The sequence below is a fragment of the Sphingomonas sp. MA1305 genome, from assembly GCF_016107325.1.
In the GTDB taxonomy this organism is placed as follows: Bacteria; Pseudomonadota; Alphaproteobacteria; order Sphingomonadales; family Sphingomonadaceae; genus Sphingomonas.
Genome location: NZ_RCVT01000001.1, coordinates 949,267 through 966,141 on the forward strand (window position 1 = coordinate 949,267; position 16,875 = coordinate 966,141).

The 16,875-nt window shown below is 69.7% G+C and carries 15 protein-coding genes; 4 read left to right on the forward strand and 11 right to left on the reverse strand.

Features of this window, described 5'->3' with window-relative positions:
- Positions 1–17 precede the first annotated feature (17 nt).
- On the forward strand, positions 18–1,088 hold the full coding sequence (locus D9601_RS04905; protein WP_198352757.1) for a DUF2336 domain-containing protein: 1,071 nt from the start codon (positions 18–20) through the stop codon (positions 1,086–1,088).
- Complete coding sequence (locus D9601_RS04910) at positions 1,085–2,428, forward strand: sensor histidine kinase (RefSeq protein ID WP_232473818.1); 1,344 nt, start codon at positions 1,085–1,087, stop codon at positions 2,426–2,428. Before D9601_RS04905 ends, D9601_RS04910 begins: the two co-directional genes overlap by 4 nt.
- A 7-nt stretch (positions 2,429–2,435) precedes the next feature.
- Here D9601_RS04910 and D9601_RS04915 read toward each other — a convergent pair whose 3' ends face one another.
- The 3 genes from D9601_RS04915 to gltX are packed head-to-tail and all read right to left on the reverse strand — an operon-like array spanning position 2,436 to position 5,376.
- Positions 2,436–2,642, reverse strand: coding sequence for a hypothetical protein (locus D9601_RS04915; RefSeq protein ID WP_198352758.1), 207 nt, complete (start codon positions 2,640–2,642; stop codon positions 2,436–2,438).
- Positions 2,642–3,925, reverse strand: coding sequence for a citrate synthase (locus D9601_RS04920; RefSeq protein WP_198352759.1), 1,284 nt, complete (start codon positions 3,923–3,925; stop codon positions 2,642–2,644). Before D9601_RS04920 ends, D9601_RS04915 begins: the two co-directional genes overlap by 1 nt.
- A 17-nt stretch (positions 3,926–3,942) precedes the next feature.
- The gene (gene gltX / locus D9601_RS04925; protein WP_232473954.1) at positions 3,943–5,376 is read right to left on the reverse strand and encodes a glutamate--tRNA ligase; all 1,434 of its coding nucleotides are present in this window, start codon (positions 5,374–5,376) and stop codon (positions 3,943–3,945) included.
- Positions 5,377–5,401: 25 nt separating this feature from the next.
- On the opposite strand from gltX, the gene D9601_RS04930 reads away from it, so the two are divergent.
- Positions 5,402–7,633 carry a ComEC/Rec2 family competence protein gene (locus D9601_RS04930; protein WP_232473819.1) on the forward strand — a complete coding sequence of 744 codons (2,232 nt, stop codon included), beginning with the start codon at positions 5,402–5,404 and terminating at the stop codon, positions 7,631–7,633.
- 320 nt (positions 7,634–7,953) lie between these two features.
- Here D9601_RS04930 and lexA read toward each other — a convergent pair whose 3' ends face one another.
- Genes lexA through D9601_RS04960 form a run of 6 tightly spaced genes read right to left on the reverse strand, consistent with a single transcriptional unit; the run spans position 7,954 to position 12,702 of the window.
- Positions 7,954–8,649, reverse strand: coding sequence for a transcriptional repressor LexA (gene lexA / locus D9601_RS04935; RefSeq protein ID WP_198352761.1), 696 nt, complete (start codon positions 8,647–8,649; stop codon positions 7,954–7,956).
- A 58-nt stretch (positions 8,650–8,707) separates the two neighbouring features.
- Positions 8,708–9,886, reverse strand: coding sequence for a molybdopterin molybdotransferase MoeA (locus D9601_RS04940; protein WP_198352762.1), 1,179 nt, complete (start codon positions 9,884–9,886; stop codon positions 8,708–8,710).
- Positions 9,883–10,353: a cyclic pyranopterin monophosphate synthase MoaC gene (gene moaC, locus D9601_RS04945; RefSeq protein ID WP_198352763.1), complete on the reverse strand. Its 471-nt coding sequence runs from the start codon at positions 10,351–10,353 to the stop codon at positions 9,883–9,885. Before moaC ends, D9601_RS04940 begins: the two co-directional genes overlap by 4 nt.
- Positions 10,350–11,129, reverse strand: coding sequence for an indole-3-glycerol phosphate synthase TrpC (gene trpC, locus D9601_RS04950; protein WP_198352764.1), 780 nt, complete (start codon positions 11,127–11,129; stop codon positions 10,350–10,352). The genes moaC and trpC overlap by 4 nt, the downstream gene beginning before the upstream one ends.
- The gene (gene trpD / locus D9601_RS04955; RefSeq protein WP_198352765.1) at positions 11,126–12,121 is read right to left on the reverse strand and encodes an anthranilate phosphoribosyltransferase; all 996 of its coding nucleotides are present in this window, start codon (positions 12,119–12,121) and stop codon (positions 11,126–11,128) included. Before trpD ends, trpC begins: the two co-directional genes overlap by 4 nt.
- Complete coding sequence (locus D9601_RS04960) at positions 12,118–12,702, reverse strand: anthranilate synthase component II (RefSeq protein ID WP_198353392.1); 585 nt, start codon at positions 12,700–12,702, stop codon at positions 12,118–12,120. Before D9601_RS04960 ends, trpD begins: the two co-directional genes overlap by 4 nt.
- Before the next feature lie 145 nt (positions 12,703–12,847).
- Between D9601_RS04960 and D9601_RS04965 the strand changes: the two genes are divergently transcribed.
- Positions 12,848–13,276 (forward strand): hypothetical protein, encoded by a 429-nt coding sequence (locus D9601_RS04965; protein ID WP_198352766.1) that lies wholly within the window; start codon positions 12,848–12,850, stop codon positions 13,274–13,276.
- A gap of 31 nt (positions 13,277–13,307) precedes the next feature.
- On the opposite strand, the gene trpE is transcribed toward D9601_RS04965, so the two are convergent.
- Positions 13,308–14,819: an anthranilate synthase component I gene (gene trpE, locus D9601_RS04970; RefSeq protein WP_198352767.1), complete on the reverse strand. Its 1,512-nt coding sequence runs from the start codon at positions 14,817–14,819 to the stop codon at positions 13,308–13,310.
- Between the two features lies 1 nt (position 14,820).
- Positions 14,821–16,773: a peptidylprolyl isomerase gene (locus D9601_RS04975; RefSeq protein WP_198352768.1), complete on the reverse strand. Its 1,953-nt coding sequence runs from the start codon at positions 16,771–16,773 to the stop codon at positions 14,821–14,823.
- Positions 16,774–16,875: the final 102 nt, after the last annotated feature.

Genomic DNA, 16,875 nt, shown 5'->3' on the forward strand with positions numbered 1-16,875 from the left:
GGCTAGGCGCCAGAACCATGACGGTCGAGCCGGATCCCCCGCACAGCCCCACGCCGGATGCGCGCCTTGCTGCCGCGCGCCGCCTGGCGGCGCAGGCGGACGGGCGGCTGGGCGCGACGATCGTCGATTTCTTCCTGCCCGACGACGCCAGGCTCGACGAGCGGACGCGGCTGGCGCTCGGCCAGACGCTGGCCGGTGCGGTCCGGGCGATCGAAACGGACATCCGCCACCACGCGGCGCGGCTGCTGGCCCCGCGCGGCGCAACGATGCCGGCGGCGGCGGATGTGCTGCGTCGCCTGTCGCGCGCCGGCTTATTGCGCGACCGTGCGCTGATCGATGAATTGCTCGGCCAGGTGCGCTGCGATCAGATCGCCGAGGCGCTGGTGCCCCAGGTCGGTGGGCCGGATCAGCCGAGTCTGCTGATCCGTCTTGCCCAAGTCGACGATGGCGTCGTCGCGACCGCCGCCCGCGCGCTATTGGCCGCCGAGGCGCAGCGCCGTGCGGCGGTCGAGCAGGAGCGGGTGCTGCACGGCACGCTGCCGGCGGCGCTGCATCGGCAATTGGTCTGGTGGGTCGCTGCCGCAGTGCGCGAGGCACAAGCGGACGATGCTGCCCTCGATCAGGCGGTGGTCGAGGCCGCGCAGCGCAATCTCGCGGCGCATGACGAGACGCAGCGGCCGGAAGCGGCGGCGATGCGGCTGGCGATGGCGATCGACGCGCGGCCCGACGAACTTGGCCCCTTGCTGGTCGATACGCTCGGCGATCGGCGCCTGCTCCTCTTCATCGCCGTGCTCGCCCGCGCGACCCGGCTCGATTTCGTCGCCACGCGGCAGATCGTGGTAGAACCGGAGGGGGATCGCCTGTGGCTGGCGCTGCGCGCGATCGACCTCGATCGGGCGACGATCGCCCGCATCGCGCTGGCGCTGGCGGATGCCGATCCTCGCCGCGACATCGAGGCGTTCGCGGATGCGCTCGACGCGATCGTCGCCGTACCGGTGGAGAGCGCCCGCGCAGCGCTGGCGCCGCTGACGTTGCATGCCGAATTGCGCGTGGCGATCGATGCCCTGGCGCGGGAGGGCGCGCGATGAGACCGGGCACCATGCGCGACCCGATCGTCGTTCAGGGCACGCTCGACCGCGACGGCCGGCTGCTCGCCGCCGATCCGGCGCTGCTGACGCTGAACGCGGCGGCGGGGGGCGAGATCGGCATGCCGCTCGCCATCGCCCCGATTGCGGCGGTGGCACGGCTGGCGCAGCGGCTCGGCGTGCCGGTGACGCGGCAGGTCACCGTCGCCGATCCGGAGGCCGACCTGATCCTCTCGGTCCGGGCCGAGCCGACGGTCGACCAGTTGCGCCTCGTCACCACCGGCTGGCAGGAGCGCCCCGGGGCCATTCCGGCGACGGCGGAGGCGGTGCCCGTGGCCGGCGCCGATGATCTCGCCTGGGAAACCGACGGCGGCCTGCACCTCACCTTCGTCGCGCATGACGGCGCGGCCCGCTACGGCGTCGACCCGCAGGCCTTGCTCGGACAGCCGCTGACCGCGATGTTCGCGCTCGACGCGGATCGCGACGGCGCGATGCCGATCCTCGATGCGGTCGCCCGCCGCCGCTGGGACGGGGTGCAGCCGGCCCGGCTGCGCCAGGGCGATGTCGCAATGCTGCTCAGCGCCACCATACGCCGGGACGCCGCCGGCGGCATGGCCGGGCTGATCGGCGTGGCGCGCCCCGTCATCACCGCACCGACGGCAGCGCGCCCGTCCTTGACGCCCGGCTTCACCCGCGGCCTCGACCGCGCGTTGCGCAGCCCGCTGGCGAAGATCATCGCCCATGCCGACACGATTCATGCGCAGGCGGAAGGCCCGATCCAGGCGGACTATGCCGATTATGCCTCGGACATCGCCAATGCCGGCCGGCATCTGCTTGGCTTGGTCGACGATCTGGTCGATCTCGCCGCGGTCGAGCGGCCGGATTTTGCGCTCACCACGGAGCCGATCGACATGGCCGACGTCGCGCGCCGCGCCGCGGGGCTGCTGTCGGTCAAGGCAGCCAATGCCGATGTCGCGATCGCCCGGCCGCTGGCGGAGGCGTCGGTGCCGGCGCTGGGCGATTTTCGCCGTGCCTTGCAGATCCTGGTCAATCTGATCGGCAATGCCGTCCGCTATTCGCCGCCGGGCGGAGTCGTCACGGTCACCGCCGCGCGGGTCGGCACAATGGCCGAAGCGGTGGTCGCGGATCAGGGCAAGGGCATCGCGGGCGACGATCAGGCGCGCATCTTCGAAAAGTTCGAGCGGGTCGACCCCAGCGAGCCGGGCGGCAACGGCCTCGGCCTCTATATCGCGCGGCGGCTGGCGCGGGCGATGGGCGGCGACCTGACGGTGGCGAGCGAGCCGGGCGAGGGTGCGACCTTCACCCTGACCCTGCCGGCCTGATCGCCGCTCAACGCCGCGGCAGGCGGCGGGCGACCAAGATCAGTAACAAGCCCAGGACCGTGACGGCGCTGCCACGGTCGGCCCAGATCCGCTGGTCGAGCATGAAGCTCGACTGCGGCCAGTGAATGTACCCCAGTCCCTGGCCGATCCACAGCGCACCGGTGAGCGCCAGCAGCACGCCCACCGCCACCAGGATCGGCCGGAGACGGCGCATCAGCGCTGCGCCAGCGGGACGTAGCTGCGCTGCGTCGGGCCGGTGTAGAGCTGACGCGGGCGGCCGATCTTCTGATCCGGATCGGTGATCATCTCGTTCCACTGCGCCACCCAGCCGACGGTGCGGGCGAGGGCGAACAGCACGGTGAACATCTCCGTCGGGAAGCCGATCGCCGACAGGATCACGCCCGAGTAGAAGTCGACGTTCGGGAACAGCTTCTTCTCGATGAAATAATCGTCGCTGAGCGCCAGTTCCTCGAGCCGCAGCGCGGTCTCGAACAGCGGGTCGTTGACCTTGAGCGCGTCGAACACCTCGCGCACGGTCTTCTGCATCACGGTCGCGCGCGGATCGTAGTTCTTGTAGACGCGGTGACCGAAGCCCATCAGGCGGAACGGATCGTTCTTGTCCTTGGCGCGGGCGATGAACTCGGGGATGCGCTCGGGCGTGCCGATCTCGCGCAGCATGTTGAGCGCCGCCTCGTTGGCGCCGCCATGCGCCGGACCCCACAGGCAGGCGATGCCCGCCGCGATGCACGCGAACGGATTGGCGCCCGACGAACCGGCAAGGCGGACGGTCGAGGTCGAGGCGTTCTGCTCGTGATCGGCATGGAGGATGAAGATTCGGTCCATCGCCTTCTCGACCGCCGGGTTCACCTCATAGGGCTCGGCCGGCACGCCGAACGTCATGCGCAGGAAATTGCCGGTGTAGCTCAGCGAATTGTCCGGATAGAGGAACGGCTGGCCGACGCTGTACTTGTGCGCCATCGCAGCGATCGTCGGGATCTTCGCGATCAGCCGGTGCGAGGCGATGGTGCGCTGCACCGGATCGTGGATGTCGGTCGAATCATGGTAGAAGGCCGACAGCGCGCCGACCACGCCGCACATGATCGCCATCGGGTGCGCGTCGCGACGGAAGCCGCGGAAGAAGGCGGCCAGCTGCTCGTGCACCATCGTGTGGCGGGTGATCGTGCCGGTGAAGGTGTCGAGTTCCTCGCCCGACGGCAGCTCGCCGTTGAGCAGGAGGTAGGCGACCTCCATGAAGCTCGACTGTTCGGCCAGCTCGCCGATCGGATAGCCGCGGTGCAGCAGCACGCCCTCGTCGCCGTCGATATAGGTCAGCGCCGAGCGGCACGACGCGGTCGAGGTGAAGCCGGGATCATAGGTGAAGGCGCCGGTCTGCGCGTAGAATTTGCGGATGTCGACCACGTCCGGGCCGACCGAACCCGACATGACCGGGTATTCGAACTGCTTGCCCTCCAGGGCGACTGTCGCGTTGTCGGTCATGTCAGTGTCCTTCCTAATCAGACTGTCATCCGGTCCGCGATCCGGCCGAGGCTTTCCTCCTTGCCGAGAAGCGCGAGCACGTCGAAGATGCCGGGCGAGGTTTTACGCCCGGTGAGAGCGGCGCGAAGCGGCTGGGCGACCTGGCCGAGCTTGACGCCCTGGCCGTCCGCCACCTGCCGTACCGCTGCTTCGGTCGTGTCCTGATCCCACTGCTGCACTGCGTCAAGCGCCGTGTGCAGCTGCGCAAGCAGTTGCGGCGCGGTACCGCCGAGCAGGTCCGCCGCGGCCTGATCCAGGTCGAGCGGCCGGTGCGCGAAGAGGAACCGTGCGCCCTCCGCGAGCTCGTTGAGATTGGCGGCCCGTGCCTTCAGGAACGGCATCGCCTGCGTCAGCAGCGGTACCGCCGCCTCGCCATAGCCGCCGATGCCGGCGACCAAGGCGGCGAGCCGCGCATCGTCGGCCGCCCGGATATAATGGCCGTTGAGGTTCTCGAGCTTCTTGAGGTCGAAGCGGGACGGGCTCTTGCCGACGCCGTCGAGGTCGAACCAGGCCACTGCCTGTTCGCGGCTGATGATCTCGTCGTCGCCATGTCCCCAGCCCAGGCGCAGCAGATAATTGTCGAACGCCTCGGGCAGGATGCCCAGTTCGTCGCGATAGGCCTCGATGCCGACCGCACCGTGCCGCTTCGACAGCTTGGCGCCGTCGGTGCCGTGGATCAGCGGAATGTGGGCGTAGACCGGCTCCGGCCAACCCATCGCGCGATAAATCGGCAGCTGACGGAAGGCGTTGTTGAGGTGATCGTCGCCGCGGATGACGTGCGTCACGCCCATGTCATGATCGTCGACGACCACGGCCAGCATATAAGTCGGTGTACCATCCGAACGCAGGAGGATGAGATCGTCGAGCTCGGCGTTCTGCACCGTCACCGATCCCTGGACGCGATCCTCGATCGTCGTCGCGCCCTCGCGCGGGGCACGCAGCCGGACCACATAGGGCTCGCCCTCCGGATAATCGGTCCGGTCGCGCCATGGCGAGCGGATCCGCAGCGGCCGCTTCTCGGCCTGCGCCGCCTCGCGCTGCGCGGCGATCTCCGCCTGCGTCATGTAGCAGCGATAGGCATTGCCGCTCGCCACCATCTGATGCGCCACCTCCGCATGGCGATCCGCCCGCGCGAATTGAAAGACGGCGTCGCCGTCCCAGTCGATGCCGAGCCAGGTCAGACCGGCGAGAATCGCGTCGATCGCCGGCTGGGTCGAACGGACGCGGTCGGTATCCTCGATGCGCAGCAGGAAGGTGCCGCCGTGATGGCGTGCGAACAGCCAGTTGAACAGCGCGGTGCGCGCGCCGCCCAGGTGCAGATAGCCGGTCGGCGAGGGCGCGAAACGGGTGACGACGGCCTTGCCCGTCGCTTCGGAAATGCCGTTCGCGTCGTGATCCGATGATGCGCCCAACCGCGCCTGCTCCTTACGGTTCGAGATGATGGCTGTCACAGCCGGGGCGGCCCCTAGCACGCGCCTTCCGCGCCTTCAAATCCCGCCACCCGTCGCCGACGCGGCGATAGGCCCGCGGATCGAGCGGTGGCTGGAGGCAGAACGCGACCAATTGCCCCTATGGCTGCCGGTCGCGCTCGGCGGCGGCATCGCCGCCTGGTTCGTCCTGCCCGACCCGCGGCACTGGCTCGCCACCCTTAGCGCGCTCGCCGCCATCGCGCTGGCGGCGCTCACCGCCGGCCGCGGCGATCGGGCGAGCCGGGCGATCGGCATCGGCGCGGCGGTGGCCATGCTCGGCCTCGGCCTTGCCTGGTGGCGGGCCGAGCGGGTCGCCGCGCCCGTCCTCGCGCGGCCGGCGGTGGTGCGCGTGACCGGGACGATCGAACAGGTCGAGCCGCTGCCGGCGCGGGGCCTCGTCCGGCTGACCGTCTCGCCTTTTCCGGCCAGCGGCCTGCCGAAGCGACTGCGGGTCAATGTCGATGCAGCCGCGCTGCCACAGGGCGCAGCGGCCAGCGCGACGGTGACGCTGACCGCGCGGCTGATGCCGCCGCCCTCCGCTGCCGTGCCCGGCGCCTATGATTTCGCGCGGGTCGCCTGGTTCGCCGGCATCGGCGGCACCGGCCGGGCCTTCGGGTCGGTCGCGCAGCGCGGCGGCGACGGCGGCGGGTCGTGGCGGGCGATGCTCACCCGGCACATCACCGATCGGCTGGAGGGCAGTCGCGGCGGCATCGCCGCGGCACTGGCGACCGGCGACGAGGGTGCGATCACGCAAGACGATTCGGATGCCATGCGGCGGGCGGGGCTGGCGCATCTGCTGTCGGTCAGCGGCCTGCACATCACCGCGGCGGTGGCCGCGACGATGCTGCTGGTGATGCGGCTGCTCGCGCTCTGGCCGTGGCTGGCGCTGCGCGTCGGCCTGCCGCTGGTTGCCGCAGCGGCAGGCGCCACGGCGGCGATCGGCTATACCCTGCTGACCGGCAGCCAGGTGCCGACGATCCGGTCCTGCGTTGCGTCGCTGCTCGTGATCGGCGCGCTCGCTTTGGGGCGGCAGGCGATGACGCTGCGCTTGGTCGCGGCCGGCGCCGGCGCGGTCCTGCTGATCTGGCCGGAGGCGCTGGTCGGACCGAGTTTCCAGCTGTCTTTCGCCGCGATCGGCGCGATCGTCGCGCTGCACGAGCATCCGCGTATCGCCGCCGCCTTTCTGGCGCGCGACGAACCGCGCTGGCGCCAGCTGGCACGATCGCTCGCCTCTTTGCTGCTGACCGGGTTCGTCGTCGAGGCGGCGTTGCTACCGATCGCCGTCTACCATTTCCACAAGGCCGGCCTGTACGGCGCCATCGCCAATCTCGTCGCCATCCCGCTGACCACCTTCGTCGTCATGCCGCTCGAGGCGCTGGCGCTGCTCTGCGATCTCGCCGGGCTCGGCGGACCTGTGTGGTGGCTCGCCGATGGGTCGCTGCGCTTCCTGCTCTGGCTGGCGCATCGCGTCGCAGCGCTGCCGGGCTCCGCCACCGCAATCGCGACGGTGCCGACCGGCGCCTTCGCCTTGTGCGTGCTCGGCGGGCTGTGGCTTGCTTTGTGGCGGACTCCGCCGCGCTGGTTGGGTATGCTGCCGCTCGTCCTGGGTTGCGGCTGGATCCTGATCAGCCCGCCGCCCGATCTGCTGGTGACAGGCGATGGCCGGCATCTGGCGGCGCGCACCCGTGACGGCCTGTCGATCCTGCGCGACCGCGCCGGCGATTATACACGGGCGATGTTGAGCGAGACGGGCGGTGTCGACGGAGAGCCGGCCTTCCTCGCGGACAGCCCTGCGGCCAGATGCTCGCGCGATGCCTGCACCGTGGTGCTAGACCGCGACGGGCGCCGGTGGAGGGTGCTGGCGACACGGAGCCCCTATCCGCTGCCCTGGCCGACGCTGATCGCGGCATGTCGGCAGGCGGATATCGTGATCAGCGAACGGCGGCTGCCGCGTGGTTGCACGCCCCGCTGGCTGAAGCTCGATGGGTCGGTGCTGGCGGAGACGGGCGGGGTGGCGGTGACCCTCGCCACGCGCCGGGTCGTCACCGTGCGCCAATCCGGCGACGCCCACCCTTGGCTGCATCCGCCCGTCGCACGCCCGGCCGCAGTGGTGCTGTATCGACCGGACTGGAGCGGCCGGAACATCGCGACGCGATGTCACGGTGGCGGCTGCCGTTACCCGCGTGACCTATTGCCATGACAAGACGTCGTCGCCGACGAACGCGTTACGCTGACGAGCCGAGACCCGAGAAACCCACCGGCTACTGACGGAGGCCCACGCCGCGACTTTGGCCTCGCTACACGATTGCACACCTGTGGATCCGGGCTGTCCCCACGTCACAGGCGCTGACCGACCCGGACGCCGCGTCTGCCATTGCAAAGCCCATCGGCCGTCGATCGGTGGCATCGTACGACCGAAACAAGCCCCACCAATGGCGGGGAATGCGACCTAGCGTCTGTCCCAAACTGGGACATTCCAGCCGTTTGCTTGTCACTGCCTCCCAGACGGACGCGGGAATCTCAATCGTAACGCCGCAGGATGCCCGACAGCTTGCCCTGCACCCGCACGATGTCCGGCGTGTAGCGCTGCGGTTCGTACGCCCGGTTGGCCGGATCGAGGCGGATCATCGCACCTTCCCGGCGGAAGTATTTGAGCGTCGCCTCGCTCTCCTCGATCAGCGCGACGACGATCTCGCCATCGCGAGCGGTTTCGGTCCGGCGGATCAGCGCATAGTCGCCGTCGAGAATGCCCGCCTCGACCATCGAATCGCCGGACACTTCGAGCGCATAATGCTCGCCTGAGCCGAGCAGCGCGGCGGGTACCGCGAGCATCGAACTGCCCTCGAACGCCTCGATCGGCACGCCGGCCGCGATCCGGCCATGCAGCGGGATCTCGACCACGTCGTTCGCCGGCTGCGGTGCCGGGCGCACGTTGCCGCGTGCCGCAGGGGCAGGGGCAGGCACGGATGCGGCCGCCGCAGGCGCTGCCTTGCGCTCGGGCCGCTCCGGCATGCGGAGCACCTCCAGCGCCCGCGCCCGATTGGGCAGACGGCGGATGAAATGTCGTTCTTCCAGCGCGCTGATCAACCGGTGCACACCGGATTTGGACTTGAGGTCGAGCGCTTCCTTCATTTCCTCGAACGACGGGGAAATGCCGGTTTCCTCCAGCCGATCGTTGATGAAGCAGACGAGCTCGTGCTGCTTGCGCGTGAGCATTGGGCGGTCCTTCCCGTCAGAACAGACGCGGAACTTCTAGGGAACGGACCGGCGCTCGTCAAGCGATCATGAGGATTTCTGCCGAGTCGCCCGTCTGCGCGGCCGGGGCGCCGGCGGGGCGGACGATCAAGCAATGCGACCGCGCCAACGTCAACAGCATCGAACTGTCCTGTATGGTCGACGCATATGCGCGGCCTTCGCGAAGTTCGGCGCGCAGATAGTCGGTGCGGCCGCCGTTCGCCGGCAGACTTTCGCCGAGGATCGTGCTGGTCGTGCGCGGCAGCGGGTTCCGGGCGCCGGCGAGATGCGCGATCACCGGCCGCACGAACAGCGTCGCGGTGACGAAGGCCGAGACTGGATTGCCCGGCAGGCCGAGCACCAGCGCCGCGCCGATCCGGCCGGCCATCATCGGCTTGCCCGGCCGCAACGCGATGCGCCAGAAATCGATCGCGCCGCCGGCGGCCTCCAGCGCCGGCCGGACGAGGTCGTGGTCGCCGACCGACGCGCCGCCGGTGGTGACGATCAGGTCGGCGTCGACGCCGGCGAAGGCATCGCGCAAGGTGACGAGATCGTCGGGCAGGATGCCGAGGTCAACGATGTCGATCGGCAGGTCGGCGAGCATCGCCGCCAGCATCGCGCGGTTGGACTCCGGCAGGGCGTCACAACCGGCGCTGCCTGGCTCGACCAGTTCGTCACCGGTGGCGCAGAGCGCGACGCGGATGCGGCGGCGGACGGGGATCGTGCCGAGACCGCCGGTCGCCGCGACGGCGAGACGCGCCGGGGTGATCCGCTCGCCGGCGGGAATCAGCACGTCGCCCGCGTCGAAGTCGAGGCCGCGGCGGCGGACGTTGCGGCCCAATGTGCCGGGGCCTTCGCCGGTCAGTCGGACCGCCACGCCATCGGCTGCGACCTCCTCCTGCACTATCACCGTATCGGCACCGGCCGGCATGGTCGCGCCCGTGAAGATACGCACCGTCTCGCCGGGTGCGACGGATGCGGCGAACGGGCGCCCGGCGGCGCTCTCGCCGATCAGCGTCCAGGGGCCGGGAAGGTCGGCATGGCGGATTGCATAGCCGTCCATCGCCGACAGGTCGCTTGCCGGTTGCGTCCGCCGTGCCAGGACATCGTCCGCCGCCCAGCGGCCATGTGCCGCGGCCAAGCCGACCCTCTCGGTCGCCACCGGCGCAGCCAAAGCGAACAGCCGCGCCTGCGCCTCCGCGATCGGCAACAGGCTCATGCGGCGTGCCAGTCGCCCGAGGCACCGCCCGATTTTGCGAGCAGGCGAATATTCTCGATCGTCATGCCGCGATCCATCGCCTTGGCCATGTCATAGACGGTGAGCAATGCCGTCGAGACGGCGGTCAGCGCCTCCATCTCGACCCCGGTCTTGCCGTCGGTCGCGGCGGTCGCGGTGGCGGTGATGCCGTCGTCGCCAATCTCCAGATCGAGCGTGACCTTGGTAAGGGGCAGGGGGTGACAGAGCGGGATCAGCTCCGCGGTCTTCTTCGCCGCCATGATGCCGGCAATGCGCGCGACGGCGATCACGTCGCCCTTCTTGGCCAGCCCGTCACGAATCGCGGCGAGTGCGTCGGCGGCGATCCGGATGCGGCCGCTGGCGGTCGCATCACGCTGGGTCGGCGTCTTGCCGCCGACATCGACCATATGCGCGGCGCCGCTCGCGTCGAGGTGGGTGAGGCGGCTCACGCCACCAGCGCCTGCACCGCGGCGGTCAGATCGTCCTGCCGCATCAGTGATTCGCCGATCAGGAAGCAATGCACGCCACGCGCCGCCAGCGCGTCGAGATCGGCACGGCCCGACAGGCCGCTCTCTGCGACGAAGGTGCAATCCTTGGGTGCGCGATCGACCAGCGCGAAGGTCCGCGTGAAGTCGACGGTGAAGTCGTGCAGGTTGCGGTTGTTGACGCCGATCAGCCGCGATTTCAGCTTCAGCGCGCGATCGAACTCCGCGTCGTCATGGACCTCGACCAGCACGTCCATGCCGCAGTCCATCGCGCTCGCCTCGATCTCGGCCATTTGCGTGTCGTCGAGGGCGGAGACGATGATCAGGATCGCATCGGCGCCGATCGACCGCGATTCGGTCGCCTGCCACGGGTCGACCATGAAGTCCTTGCGGATCACCGGCAGGTCGCAGGCGGCACGCGCCGCGATCAGATCGTCGTCGCACCCCTGGAACCACTGCTCGTCGGTCAGCACGGACAGGCAGGCCGCGCCGCCGGCGGCATAGGCGCGGGCATGGGCGGCGGGATCGAAATCGGCACGGATCAGTCCCTTCGACGGACTGGCCTTCTTGATCTCGGTGATCAGGGCATGGCCGGGCGTGGCGTCGAGCGCGGCGCGGAAGCCGCGCGGGCGCGACACGGCGGCGATCCGGGCTTCCAGATCGGCGAGGCTGATCGTCGCCTTGCGTGCGGCGACTTCGGCGCGCTTGGTTTCGATGATGCGGGACAGGATGGTGGTCATCGGTAGGCGATCCAGCGGTCGAGCAGCGCTGAAGCGCCGCCGTCGTCAAGAAGTTGGGCGGCTGCGCGCGCACCTGTGGCAAGATCGTCGCTATGCCCGGCGACGATCAGCGCCGCGGCGGCGTTGAGCAGCACCGCGTCGCGATAGGCCCCCGCCTCGCCGTCAAGCAGGCGGCGCAGCGCGGCGGCATTGTAGCTGGGATCGCCGCCACGCAGCGCCGCGAGCGGGTGGCGCGGCAGACCGGCGTCTTCGGGCACGATGCGCTGCGGCAGTTTCGCGGTGCCGATCGAGACGGCGAGGCTGGGGCCCGCGGTCGACAATTCGTCCAGCCCCTCCTCGCCGGCGATCACCGCCGCCGCCTCGGTGCCGAGCTGGTCGAGCGCCTCTGCATACAGGCCGGCGTAATCGGGTCGCGCGATGCCGAGCAGCTGGCGGGTGACGCGGGCCGGATTGGCGAGCGGACCCATCAGATTGAAGATCGTCCGCTTGCCGATCCGCCGCCGGATCGGCGCAATCCGCTTCATCGCCGGGTGGTGATTGGCGGCAAACAGGAAGGCGATGCCGAGGTCGGCGAGGCTGCCCTCCGCGCTTGCGCCGGCGACGTCGAGGTCGAGGCCCAAAGCCTCGAGCGTGTCGGCCGCCCCTGCCTTGGAGGAGGCGGCGCGGTTGCCATGTTTGGCGACCGGTACGCCGCACGCCGCCACAACCAGTGCGACCGCGGTGGAGACGTTGAGCGTGTGGTGGCCGTCGCCGCCGGTGCCGCAGACGTCGATCGCGCCGGCGGGGGCAGCGATCGGGATCATCCGGGCGCGCAGCGCGCGTGCCGCCTCGGCGATCTCGAGACTGGTCTCCTCGCGATCAGACAGGGCGAGCAGGAAGGTGCCGATCGCCTCGTCATCGGCATGGCCGTCGAGGATATCGGCGAACGCCTGGCGCGCACTTTCGTGCGACAGTGGCGTCGACGGATCGGGCAACGGTGCAACGGTGGTCATGCCGTTGCCTTGGTCGCGATGCCGGCGCTCTTCAGGAAATTGGCAAGCATCGCATGGCCATGTTCGGTGGCGATGCTTTCCGGATGAAACTGGACCCCATGGATCGGCAGCTCTTCATGGCGGAAGCCCATCACATGGCCGTCGTCGGCACGGGCGTTGACGACCAAGGGAGCGGCCACGTCGTTGACGATCAGACTGTGATACCGCGTCGCGGTGAAGGGCGAGGGTAGTCCCTCGAACAGGCCGGTGCCGTCATGCAGCACAGGCGACGTCTTGCCGTGCATCAGGCCGCCTCGCTCGACGCGGCCGCCGAAATGCTGGCCGATCGCCTGATGGCCCAGGCAGACGCCGAGCAGCGGCCTCTTCGCCTCCGCGCAGGCAGCGACGAGGTCAAGGCTGACCCCGGCCTCGTTCGGCGTGCACGGTCCCGGCGAGATCAGGAAGGCCTGCGCACCCGAGCTCAAGGCCTGGCCGGCGGACATGGCATCGTTGCGCACCACCTCGACCTCGGCGCCCAACTCCATCAGATAATGGACGAGGTTCCAGGTAAAGCTGTCGTAATTGTCGACGACGAGGATCATCGCCCCGCCATAGCCGATGCCTCGCCCCGTGCAACGGTGTTGCATCGCGGCAATCCTGCGGCAATCTGTACCCTCGTAAGGAAGCGCGACGCGCCGGGAGCCGAACAGCCGTGCCGGACGTTGGTTTGCGCAAAGGAGACGATTGATGTTCCGCCCGTTGCTGATCGCCGCGCTGATCGCCATGCCTGCCGTCGCGGAAGCCCAGACCGCCAGTTCCCCTGGCTCCGCGGAGCAGGCCGAGAGCGGTCAGCCGCCGCAGCGCGTGCGCAGCGTGACGCTGCGCCAGGGCGAGCGCTGCCCGCGCAGCAGCAGCACCGAGATCGTCGTCTGCTCGACGCTCGATCAACCCTATCGCATTCCTAAGGAATTCCGCGACAGCGGACCGATCCCCGCGCAGAATCAGAGCTGGGTCAACCGCACCCAGACGATGGATCAGGTGAGTCGCGTCGCCGGGGGCCTGCCCGACACCTGCTCGGTCGTCGGCACCGGCGGCCAGAGCGGCTGTGCGCTTGCGACCAACCGTCAGTGGCTGGCGGAGGAGAAGGCACGGCGCGCGGGCGAAGTGGCGCCCTGATTGGACGGCTCTGCCTGACCGCCTCGGTCCGTCACTGCCCGAAGCCGCTTTCGCCTGCGCGGCGGACCGCCTCGCGGGCGGCGGCGAGAATGGCACCCGCCTTGGCCTCACATTCGCGCTGCTCCGATTCGGGCACGCTGTCCGCGACGATGCCGGCGCCGGCCTGAGCGTGGATCATGCCGTCCTTGACCACCGCCGTGCGTAGCACGATGCAGGAGTCCATCGACCCATCGGGTGAAAAATAGCCGACGCCGCCGGCATAGGCGCCGCGCCGTTCGGGCTCGAGCTCGGCGATGATCTGGCAGGCGCGGACCTTCGGTGCACCCGATACGGTGCCGGCCGGGAAGCCCGCGAACAGCGCGTCGATCGAATCGCGGTCCGGATGCAGCCGGCCGACGACGTTCGAGACGATGTGCATGACATGGCTGTACAATTCGATGCCGTAACTCGCCGTCACTTGGACGGTGCCCGGCGCCGCGCTGCGGCCGACATCGTTGCGGCCGAGGTCGAGCAGCATGAGATGCTCGGCGCGTTCCTTCGGATCGGCGAGCAGGCTCTGGCGGTTCGCCTCGTCCTCCGCGCCGGTGCGGCCGCGCGGGCGGGTGCCGGCGATCGGACGGATCGTCACCTCGCCGTCGCGGACGCGGACAAGAATTTCGGGGCTGGAGCCGATCAGGGCAAAGCCGGGCAGGTCGAGATGGTAGAGAAAGGGCGACGGATTGATCCGCCGCAGACTGCGGTACAATTCGAACGGGGGTAATTCGAAAGGGGCGGAGAAGCGTTGCGCCAGCACGACCTGGAAGATGTCGCCGGCACGGATATAGTCCTGCGCCCGCAACACCATCTGTTCGTACTGCGCGGGTGGGATCGCCGGCGTATAGGCCGGTTCGGGAAGCTCGTCGCGGACCGGGGCGGGTAGGGGCGTATGGGCCAGCCTTGCCTCAATATCGTCGAGCCTGTCCTGCGCCGCTGCGATCATCGTCTCGCTGTCACCCTGACCCGGCCACAGGGGTGCGACGAAGAAGAGCGTATCGGCCAGCCGGTCGAAGACGAGGATAATCGTCGGCCGCACGAACAGCATGTCGGGCAGACCGAGCGGATCGGCCGCCTGTTGCGGCAGCCGCTCGACCAGGCCGATCGTCTCGTAGCCGAAATAGCCGACCAGACAGGCGAGCGCCGGCGGCAGTCCGGCCGGGACCTCGCCGCGGCATTCCTCGATCAGCGCGCGGAGCGCCGCCAGCGTCGTAGACGCCGAGGGCTCGAAGGCCGTGCGATCGGTTGCCCAGTGGCGATTGACCTCGGCCGCGTCACCGTACGCGCGGAACACGAGATCGGGAGCCAAGCCGATCAGGCTGTAGCGGCCGCGGGTCGCGCCGCCCTCGACCGATTCGAGCAGATAGTCGCCGCGCCCCGGCTCGATCAGGCGCAGCGCGGCGGCCACGGGCGTCTCGGTGTCGGCGACGCGGCGGCGCCAGATGAAGCCCGGACGGCCGGCGTCGAGCGCAGCCCGCGCGGCGGCGATGGCGGCCGTCTGCTCGCTCACGTCAGTTGCCGGCGCCCTGACCGGCGCCGGTCAGCGCGCTGCGGACGCGGGCTAGCGCGCCGGTGTCGGTCTTCACGCCGACCTCCTTGCGCACCGCGCGGGCGAATTCGTCGACATATTCGCGGCCGACGATCCGACCGAGCTCCTGGCGCGTGCCCTGGATCAGTTGCGTGTTGCCCTTGGCGTCGCCGGGCGTGATGCGGTCGAGCTTGACGACCAGCCAGCCGGCACGGTTCGGCGCCTCGAGCAGCTTGGCGGTGCCCTGCACCATGCTGAACAGCAGCACGAGGCCCGGCTGCGCCCCGCGCGGATTGGACGCGAGCTGGCCGCGGCTCGCGGTGATCGGCTGGCTCGGCGGCAGCGTCCGTCCGGTACCGGCCAGCGCCTGACCGAGCGGCGTGCCGCGATTGACCTTGGCGAGGACGTCGGCGGCGATCGCGCGCGCGGCGGCGCGGGCCTTGTCGGCGCGGATGTCGGCGACGACCGCGTCGCGTACCTGCGCGAGCGGACGCGGCGAGGCGCCGACGACGCGGCTCAGCGCGACGACGGCGAAGCTGCCATCCTGGCCGACCGGCACGAGCTGCGCGGGATCGCCATCCTGCATCTGGAAGGCGGCGGCGACAATCGGTGCCAAGGCGGGATTGGCCGGCGTCGCGGGGGAGTCGGGGTCGGTGCCGTTGGCGAGCAGCGCCGGCGTCTGCTGTGCCGCCAGTTTCTGGTCGGCCACCGCCTCGTCGAAGGTCGCATTCTTGGCAAGCGCGTCGTCGAGCGCGTCATGCGCCGCACCGAGCGCCTGTTGCAGTTTCTGCTTGGTCAGTTCGGCAACGATTTCGGGCTTGGCCTGCTCCAGCGTCTTGCCTGGCACCTGAACGACATTGTCGACCCGCGCGACGATCCAGCCGAGCGTGCCACGCACCGGCCCGACGACTGCGCCCTTGACGGCGCCGAAGACCGACGTGGCTGCGGCTGCGCCGGACGCGCTCGTATAGGCGTCCTTGGTCAGACCAGTCTGCGTCAGCGGTTCGAGGCCGGCGGCGCGTGCTGCATCGGCAAGCGGCGTTCCGGCCTTCACCTTGGCCGCCAGAGCGTTGGCGCCGGCCTGATCAAGGACGACGACCTGCGTCACGTCGCGCTTTTCGGTTGCGGCGAAACGGGGCCGCTGCTGCGCATAGGCCTGAGCGATCTCCTGATCGCTCGGCGTGCTTCGGCTCTTGACCGTATCGGCGTCGACGCGGGCGTAGCGGACGACGCGTCGTTCCGGCACGGTGTAGCGCGCGATGTTGCGACGATAAGCCGCCTGGATCTCGGCATCGGTCGGGGCGGCGCCGGTCGCCATGGCGGCGGCGGGAATGAAGCCGATCTGCCCCTCGCGCTTCTCCAGCAGGATCGAGGCATATTGCAGCGCGACTTGCTGGGGCAGCTGGGTTGCGCCCTGCGTTGGCAGGATCAACTGCTGCGACATCAAGTCGCGGGCGATGTCGGTCCGCACCTGAGCATCGGTCAGGCGACGCTGCGACAGCAATTGCTGGTAGATGGCGGGATCGAACTGGCCGTTCGGCCCGCGCAGGCCGGGGATGCTGGCGATCTGGCCGTCGACCGCGCGCTTCGAGATGACCATGCCCTGCTTGTGGCCGAATTCCTCGAGCGCAAGCGTGTTGACCAGGCGGTCGAGCACGCCCTCTAGCCCGCCCTGGGCCAGAAAGGACGGCATGGTGATCGTCGGCTGCTGCTGGCGGACCCCTTCCAGCTCGCTCTGCATCCGGCTTTCGAGGTCGGCGGTGGTGACGCTCTGGCCACCGACCTTGACCACGGTATTGCCGGTCAGCCCGCCGCCGCCCGTGCGCAGCCCGGTGACGTCGCCGGCCGCAAAGGCGAGCGCGATGATGCCGAGCACGATGAAGGTGACGATGACGCCGGCCTTGGAATTGATGATCCGGCGAAAGAAGCTGAGCATGAAGTGGCCGATCGTCCCTGGACAGTAGTGAGACGGCTTTAGGGGGACGACGGCTTGCCATCAAGCGCGCGGCGCGCCATCGCCGGCCGACATAACGATAGC